Here is a 6,679-nt window from a genome sequence, read left to right as displayed (position 1 = left end):
ATGCCTGTCGTCGGGCCTCGGCAGGTGGAAGGTCTGCCGCCACAGCCAGAGGAACAAGAGCGCCGACAGGATGGGCAGTGGCGAGAGATAGAGGATTTCCGGCCACAGGAACCATTTATCGAAGATGCGCGGGCTGGCGAAGGGCGTCGCCAAAGACACCGCGACCATGCCCAAAGCCGTCAGCACCAGGGTGATGCGCAGCCAGCGCACGGCCTTTCGCTGCAGGTCGCCCTCGGTCTTGTAGATCAGCCAGGCAGAGCCCATCGCGGCATAGGCGGCCGAGAGGCAGAGCGCCACCAGCGCGCCGAAGGCCATGCCGCCGGGGCCGACATCGAGGCCGAGCACATAGACGCCGAGCATATAGCCCTGCGCCAGCGAAGCGATCGTGGAGCCCAGGAAGAAGATGCGGTTCCAGCGATGTTTTCTGCCGGCCGGCACCTTGGCGCGGAAGTCGAAGGCGACTCCGCGCAGGATCAGCCCGACCAGCAGCACGAAGACGGGCAGATAGAGCGCGGTGAGGATGGTGCCGTGCGCCATTGGGAAGGCGACGAGGAGCAGCCCGACCGCCAGCACCAGCCAGGTTTCGTTGGCGTCCCAGAACGGACCGATCGCGGCGATCATCGTGTCCTGTTCGGCATCTTCCGCGCCCRCAAACAGGATGCCGATGCCGAGGTCGAAGCCGTCGAGGATGACGTAGATTAGGATGGCGAGGCCCATCAGGCCGGCGAAGATCAGYGGAAGCGCGGTTGGCCAGTCGAAGGTCATTGTCGTGTCACTCCCCGGYGGCCGGCTGCGACAGGGCCGCATTCATGACGCCCGGCAGCGGCGAGGCGTCGCCATCCTTGGCCGCCTTCAGCGCCAGGTGCAGCAGCACGCCAAGATAGGCCAGGAGGAGCAGGACGTAGAGGATGAGATAGACGGCCAGCGTCAGCGCCACATGGCTGCCGGCGACCGRCCCGACGGCATCGGCCGTCTTCAGCACGCCGGTAACCAGCCAGGGCTGGCGGCCGATCTCGGTCGTGTACCAACCGGCGAGCGTCGCCAGCCAGCCGGACAGCGCCATCGGCACCATGATGAGCGCCAGCGGCTTCGGCAGACTGTTGCGGCGCTTGAGGAAAAAGGCTGCCGACCAGGAGACGACCAGCATCAGGATGCCGGTGCCGACCATGATGCGGAAACCCCAGAACACCGGGAAGACCGGAGGATGGTTGCCCGGATAATCATTGAGGCCGGGCACGACGCCGCCGGTGCTGTGGCGCAGGACAAGGCTGGCGCCGTCGGGAATGGCGATCTCGAACCGGTTCTCCTTGGCCGCCTCGTCGGGCAGCGCGAACAGAACCAGCGGCACGTTGGGGCCGGTGTTCCAGTTGGCCTCCATGGCGGCGATCTTCTGCGGCTGGTGCGCCAGCGTGTTMAAGCCGTGCTGGTCGCCGGCAAAGATCTGGATCGGGATCAGGATGGCGGCGGTGAAGACGCCGGTGCGCAGCGCCTTCCACATCGATTCCGAGCGGTCGCCGTAGAGGTAGCGCAGCGCCGACAGGCCGGCGATCAGGAAGGAGACCGTGAGCCCCGAGGCGAGCAGCATGTGGACCAGCCGGTAGGGCATGGACGGGTTGAAGATGACCGCCAACCAGTCGACGGCATGCGCCTTGCCGTCGCGCATCTCGAAGCCGGCCGGCGTCTGCATCCAGGAGTTCAGCGCTATGATCCAGAAGGCCGAAACCGTGGTGCCGCCCGTCACCAGCACGGTGGCCAGCGTGTGGATGCGGTTGGAGACGCGGCGGAAGCCGAAGAGCATGATGCCGAGGAAGGCCGCCTCGAGGAAGAAGGCGGTGAGCACCTCGTAGGCGAGCAGCGGCCCGGCGATGTTGCCGACCGTTTCCATATAGCCCGGCCAGTTGGTGCCGAACTGGAAGCTCATGGTGACGCCCGAGACAACGCCCATGGCGAAGGAGAGCGCGAAGACCTTCACCCAGGTGAAATAGGCGCGCATCCAGGCGGAATCGCCGGTGGCGTTGTAGCGGAGCTTGAAGAAGAGAAGCACCCAGCCAAGTGCAATGGTGATCGCCGGAAACAGGATATGGAACGAAATATTCGCGCCGAACTGGATGCGCGACAGGATGAGCGGGTCCATGCTGGGCTCCGGCTGCAATTTATGCTTGAAGGATAGGCTTCAAACACGCATCGGTCAAAGCGGCGCGGCGCCGCGCGAGGCGCGTTGTCGCAGCCCGGTGCACGGTGCCGCGTCGGCATGGATAACCGTCTCGCGTGACGGCTTTGCCGCGCCGCGAGCGGCGGGCGCAACCCCTGCCGATCCCCGGACATGGCGCCCAGTGGACGACGTAAGGCCCGGCGCCTGTCGAGAACTGTCAGGAACGGCGCCGGATTGCGGTTGCACGCGGCGACATCCGCCCTATATCAGGTGACCTTTTCCGCTCAGCGTTTTTCAGCATGTCAGCCATCATCTCGATTTCCRGTGTCACGAAAACCTATGCCACCGGCTTCAAGGCGTTGAAGGAAATCAATCTCGACATCAAGCGCGGCGAGATCTTTGCGCTGCTCGGGCCGAACGGCGCCGGCAAGACGACGCTGATCTCGATCGTCTGCGGCATCGTCAACCGTTCCTCCGGTACCGTCACCGTGGACGGCCACGACATCGGCAAGGATTATCGCGCCGCGCGCAGCCTGATCGGGCTGGTGCCRCAGGAGCTCACCATCGACGCCTTCGAGACGRTCTGGGCGACGGTGAACTACAGCCGCGGYCTGTTCGGCAAGCCGGCGAACAAGGCCTTCGTCGAGAAGGTGCTGCGAGACCTCTCGCTGTGGGACAAGAAGGATGCCAAGGCGATCACGCTTTCCGGCGGCATGAAGCGCCGGCTGATGATCGCCAAGGCGCTGTCGCACGAGCCGCGCGTCTTGTTCCTCGACGAGCCGACGGCCGGCGTCGACGTCGAGCTGCGCCAAGACATGTGGGCGATGGTGCGCCGCCTGCGCGAGGACGGCGTAACGATCATCCTCACCACGCACTATATCGAGGAAGCCGAGGCGATGGCCGACCGCGTCGGCGTCATCAACCGCGGCGAGATCATCCTGGTCGAGGGCAAGGCGGAACTGATGCGCAAGCTCGGCCRCAAGCAGATGACGCTGGAGCTGCGGGCGCCGCTCAAGGCCATCCCCGACGGCCTGTCGCACTATGCGCTGGAGCTGTCGCCGGATGGTGAGCAGCTGACCTACACCTACGACAACCAGAGCGAGCGGCCGGGCGTCGCCTCGCTGATCCGCGACCTCGAGGCCGCTGGCATCCAGTTCCGCGACCTCGACACCAAGAACAGCTCGCTCGAAGAGATCTTYGTCAATCTTCTGAGGCAAGAGCCATGACCCTGCGCGCCGCCATGAATCTTCGTGCTGTGTGGGCAATCTACCGGGTGGAGATGGCGCGTGCGTTCCGCACGGTGCTGCAGAGCATCATCTCGCCTGTTATCTCGACATCGCTCTATTTCGTGGTGTTCGGCTCGGCGATCGGGTCGCGCATCAACGAAATCGACGGCATCGCCTATGGCGCCTTCATCGTGCCGGGCCTGATGATGCTTTCGCTGCTGACTCAGTCGATCTCGAATGCGTCCTTCGCGATCTACTTCCCGAAATTCGTCGGCTCGATCTACGAGCTGCTGTCGGYGCCGGTGTCCTACCTCGAGATCATCGTCGCCTATGTCGGGGGTGCGGCGACCAAGTCGATCATGCTCGGCCTCATCATCTTAGCCACCGCCTCGCTGTTCGTGCCGCTGAGGATCRAGCATCCGCTCTGGATGATCGCGTTCCTGATGCTGACAGCCGTGACCTTCAGYCTGTTCGGCTTCATCATCGGCATCTGGGCCAAAACCTTCGAGCAGCTGCAGCTGGTGCYGCTGCTGATCGTCACGCCGCTCACCTTCCTCGGCGGCAGCTTCTATTCGATCCACATGCTGCCCGGCATCTGGAAGACGATCACGCTGTTCAACCCGGTCGTCTACCTGATCAGCGGTTTCCGCTGGAGTTTTTATGGCAAGGCAGACGTCTCGGTCGGCGTCAGCCTCGGCATGACGCTGGTGTTCCTGGCCGTCTGCATCACGATCGTGGCTTGGATCTTCCGGACGGGGTATCGGCTGCGGAATTGATGGGACGTTGTGTTTCGCGCTGGAGCGGTCGCAAGCCTTCGCGATTAGCCGCAGCTAGGCTTCGGCCAATCGCGAAGGTTGGCGACGTTCTAGACAGCCTTGATCAGCCGCAGCAGGCCCAGCATCTCCATCAGCGTTCCCTTTCGGAAGGCGATGTAGGTCGGCTCCTCCAGCCCGTGGAAGCGGCGCTTGAAGGCGGCCTGACCCTGCAGGTTGAAGCGCGAGCGGTTGACCCAGGACGACTGGTAGGCGCGCTGGAAGGCGCCGCGCCAGAAGCTCGATTCGGCAAAGCCGCTGGGCTCGACGTCGAGCAGCGGCGACAGGCCGAGCGTGACGACCGAAATGCCCTCCTCGCGAAAGCGGTCGACGGCGAATTTGGTCAGGCCGATCTCGGCATGCGGCGTGGCGTCGACATGCTTGCGCTTGAAGGCGGTCGTGTAGCCGATGAGCTTGCCTTGGCTGAACAGCGGATCGAAATCGAGGATGGCGACGAGCTCGCCGTCGGGGCCGTGCAGGACGAAGCGGCGCATGTCGGCGCCGAGATGGTCGGCGAAGGGGCGGTTGAGGAAGCCCATCTCCCAGCGCTTGACGATGCGCTCGCCGCGCCAGTTCTCGGAGAGCCGCGAAACCTCCTCCAGCAGCGCGTTGTTTCTGTCCTCGGCGAAGGTGAAGCCCTTCTTCGTCAGCCAGCGCTCGGAATAGCGGACGGTCTCGTTGCGCTTGCCGGAAAATTCATGCGCCGGCAATTGCAGCCTGGTGTCGATGCCCAGCCGGTTGACCTGGTAGCCAAGGCCGGCCAGCACCTTTGCCGTGGCAGCGCCGATCTGCACGAACCAGGGGCTGCCGGCGGCCTCGACGAAACGCTTGATGTAACCCGGCCGGTCCGCTGGATCGACCACCGGATCGCCGAGCGCGAAATGGTGCTTCATCTTGGTGCCGAAGGCGATGTAGCCGTCGCCATCGCTGAAATAGGACAGTTTTTGCTGCACGGCGGTCGAATAGGCGAGCGAGAAGTCGCCATGCCGGCGAACCAGCGCCAGGCGCTCGAGATGCGAGAGCTCGCGCAGCGGCACCTTGGGTGCTGCGCCGTCGAGAAACCTGTCGATATGGATGCGCAGGGAGGGCATGAGCTTCCGCGTGCCGATGAACAGAGACCCGTCGACCCACGGGCCTCGAATCAGTCGCCAGACGCGACCGATCATGTCGCGTGCGCGCCATATAGGATGCTATGCGCCGCGAATGAAGAGGCGGCGTCACCGTAGCCGGGCCAACGCTGCCGGCGCGCGACCATTGGATAGGTTGATTTTCCATGCAATGTTATATAACAAGTTATTGTTATTCGGATGAACCGAACATGGAAGACGTCATACGATCCCTCGGCTTTCTTTGCCTCGGCAGCCGGTTGAAGCGCCTTGGCGAGCAATTGCAGGCGGACACGCAGCGCGTGCTCGATCGGCTGGACGTGCGGATCCAGTCGAGCCAGTATCCCCTGCTCGCCGCGCTCGACAGGCTGGGGCCGCTACCGGTCGGCGAGTTGGCGCAATCGCTCGGCGTCGCACAGCCCGGYGTGACGCGAAGCGTGTCGCTGCTCGCCGAACTGGAGCTGGTCGAGGTTGCCCCGTCGAGCGACGACCAGCGGCGCAGGATCGTCTCCCTCTCGCGAAACGGCCGGCGGCTGGTCGACGAGGCAAAAGGCGAGGTGTGGCCGCGCATCGAGGACGCCGTCACTGCGCTGTGTGCGGACCTATCCGGGCCTCTTCTCAGTCAACTCGCCGCCATCGAAGACCGCCTGGCGGCGGTCCCGCTCGACCGCCGTACCGAGAAGGTGACGGTGCCATGAACCACATGCTTGATCGCCCGATCTGGAGCGCGCTGGCGACGCGCCATCAGGCTTTTGCGGAAGGCGACGACCTCGCGCGCCGGTACCGGCCGTCGATCGTTCCCTTCGCTGCCACGGCAGCGGAGGACGAACAAAGCCTGCAGGCCCTTGGCAGGCTTATCCCGCCGCTTGAAAGCGCCATCCTGGTGCAGGCGGGTCCGATCGTCCTGCCTGCGGAGCTTTCCGCGGTTTCCACCGCGTCATTGGTTCAGATGATTGCGGAAGAGCCGCTGCAGCCCGTGTCCGATGAACGCGTGCAACGGCTGACGCACGGCGATGCCGGCGAGATGCTCGCGCTGGCATCGCTCACCAAGCCCGGGCCATTCACGCTGGAGGCCTTGAGCCTCGGCGATTTCTGGGGCGTGAAGATCGACGGCAGGCTGGCGGCAATGGCCGGCGAGCGCATGAAGCAGCCCGGCTACTGCGAACTCAGCGGCGTGTGYTCGCACCCGGATTTCCGCGGCGGCGGGCTTGCCAGGCTGCTGTCGCTCTTCGTGGCGAACAGGATCATGGCGCGGGGCGAGGTGCCCTACCTCCACGCCTATGCCAGCAACGTTCCCGCCATCCGGCTTTACGAGTCCATCGGCTTCCGGTTGAGAAGCGCCCTGAACATGGCCGTGGTGCAACGCGCCGGATGACGACATTG

General features: G+C 64.5%; 7 protein-coding genes. 4 read left to right on the top strand and 3 right to left on the bottom strand.

The annotated features are described in order from the left end of the window. Both ORS3428_RS24255 and ORS3428_RS24250 read right to left on the bottom strand, forming a co-directional pair. On the bottom strand, window positions 1-765 hold a 765-nt coding region (locus ORS3428_RS24255), incomplete at its 3' end, for a cytochrome d ubiquinol oxidase subunit II (RefSeq protein WP_071100821.1). Between the two features lie 7 nt (window positions 766-772). Further along, the gene (locus ORS3428_RS24250; protein WP_071100820.1) at window positions 773-2,134 is read right to left on the bottom strand and encodes a cytochrome ubiquinol oxidase subunit I; all 1,362 of its coding nucleotides are present in this window, start codon (window positions 2,132-2,134) and stop codon (window positions 773-775) included. A 317-nt stretch (window positions 2,135-2,451) separates the two neighbouring features. Here ORS3428_RS24250 and ORS3428_RS24245 point away from each other — a divergent pair, with 317 nt between their 5' ends. Continuing rightward, the gene (locus ORS3428_RS24245; protein WP_071100819.1) at window positions 2,452-3,378 is read left to right on the top strand and encodes an ABC transporter ATP-binding protein; all 927 of its coding nucleotides are present in this window, start codon (window positions 2,452-2,454) and stop codon (window positions 3,376-3,378) included. 14 nt (window positions 3,379-3,392) lie between these two features. Further along, entirely contained in the window at window positions 3,393-4,154 is a 762-nt protein-coding gene (locus ORS3428_RS24240; protein WP_071100828.1) for an ABC transporter permease, read from the top strand. A gap of 89 nt (window positions 4,155-4,243) precedes the next feature. Here ORS3428_RS24240 and ORS3428_RS24235 read toward each other — a convergent pair whose 3' ends face one another. Beyond that, window positions 4,244-5,281, bottom strand: a complete 1,038-nt coding sequence (locus tag ORS3428_RS24235) for a phosphatidylglycerol lysyltransferase domain-containing protein (protein ID WP_071100827.1) — start codon at window positions 5,279-5,281, stop codon at window positions 4,244-4,246. A gap of 227 nt (window positions 5,282-5,508) precedes the next feature. On the opposite strand from ORS3428_RS24235, the gene ORS3428_RS24230 reads away from it, so the two are divergent. Then, window positions 5,509-5,994, top strand: a complete 486-nt coding sequence (locus tag ORS3428_RS24230) for a MarR family winged helix-turn-helix transcriptional regulator (RefSeq protein ID WP_071100818.1) — start codon at window positions 5,509-5,511, stop codon at window positions 5,992-5,994. Next, the gene (locus ORS3428_RS24225; protein ID WP_071100817.1) at window positions 5,991-6,671 is read left to right on the top strand and encodes a GNAT family N-acetyltransferase; all 681 of its coding nucleotides are present in this window, start codon (window positions 5,991-5,993) and stop codon (window positions 6,669-6,671) included. Before ORS3428_RS24230 ends, ORS3428_RS24225 begins: the two co-directional genes overlap by 4 nt. The last annotated feature ends 8 nt before the right edge of the window (window positions 6,672-6,679 follow it).

Source organism: Mesorhizobium sp. ORS 3428 (genome assembly GCF_001854785.1).
Lineage (GTDB): Bacteria > Pseudomonadota > Alphaproteobacteria > Rhizobiales > Rhizobiaceae > Mesorhizobium.
Note: the sequence above shows the minus strand (reverse complement) of the source record. Positions and strands in the feature narration are given on the sequence as shown.

Excerpts from the sequence above, each read along its gene's own strand:
- ORS3428_RS24235 (WP_071100827.1), bottom strand. The coding sequence starts at position 5,281 with ATGCCCTCCCTGCGCATCCATATCGACAGGTTTCTCGACGGCGCAGCA.